Below are 1248 nucleotides of genomic sequence, written 5' to 3'. Positions count from 1 at the left end.
GGAATCAATATCTACACCCTTCAACCGGCTATTCCGTCAGCCGGCAGGACTGTCACTTCTCCGTCTCCACGTCACTCCATGAGGCAGTATGGGAATATTAACCCATTCTTCCATCGGCGGCGCCGTTCGGCTTTGCCTTAGGTCCCGACTCACCCTGATCCGATTAGCGTTGATCAGGAAACCTTGGTCTTTCGGCGGGGGGGTTTCTCGCCCCCCTTATCGTTACTCATACCTACATTTGCTTTTCCATGCGCTCCAACAAGGGTCATCCCTCATCTTCGACGCCGCATGGAATGCTCCCCTACCATGTCTTGCGACATCCACGGCTTCGGCAGATCGTTTATGCCCGATTATTATCCACGCCAGATCGCTCGACTAGTGAGCTGTTACGCACTCTTTAAATGAATGGCTGCTTCCAAGCCAACATCCTAGCTGTCTCTGCGATCCGACCTCGTTAGTTCAACTTAACGATCATTTGGGGGCCTTAGCCGGTGGTCTGGATTCTTCTCCTCTCGGACACGGACCTTAGCACCCGCGCCCTCACTCCCTGTAAATATATATCGCGCATTCGGAGTTTATCTGGACTTGATAGGCGGTGAAGCCCTCGCATCCAATCAGTCGCTCTACCTCACGATATACTATAAAGAGGCTGCACCTAAATGCATTTCGGGGAGTACGAGCTATCTCCGAGTTTGATTAGCCTTTCACCCCTACCCTCAGCTCATTGGAAAGCTTTTCAACGCTTACCCATCCGGTCCTCCAGTTGGTGTTACCCAACCTTCAACCTGGCCAAGGGTAGATCACTCGGTTTCGCGTCTACCCCCCCCGACTTGGCGCCCTGTTCAGACTCGCTTTCGCTTCGGCTCCGTACCTTAGGTACTTAACCTTGCCGGGGAAGGTAACTCGTAGGTTCATTATGCAAAAGGCACGCCGTCACGTCATTACGACGCTCCGACCGCTTGTAGGCAGACGGGTTCAGGGTCTATTTCACTCCCCTGCTCGGGGTTCTTTTCACCTTTCCCTCACGGTACTGGTTCGCTATCGGTCTCTCGGGAGTATTTAGCCTTACCGGATGGTCCCGGCAGATTCACGCAAGATTTCTCGTGTCCCGCGCTACTCAGGATACCACTACGCTTCGTTCAGCTTCGAATACCGGACTATCACCGTCTATGGTTTCATTTTCCAAAGAATTCTTCTCACTGAATGTCTTGCGACAACGTGGTCCTACAACCCCAATATTGCCGTAAC

1 rRNA gene is annotated in these 1248 nt (G+C 52.6%); it reads right to left on the bottom strand.

What is annotated here, in order from left to right:
- Nucleotides 1-1248, bottom strand: a 23S ribosomal RNA gene (locus tag ABHU32_RS10025); the annotation flags it as partial.

This window comes from Collinsella aerofaciens, from assembly GCF_039758965.1.
Taxonomy (GTDB): Bacteria; Actinomycetota; Coriobacteriia; order Coriobacteriales; family Coriobacteriaceae; genus Collinsella; species Collinsella aerofaciens_BR.
The sequence above is the reverse complement of the archived record's forward strand: the minus strand, read 5'-3'. Positions and strand labels throughout refer to the sequence as shown.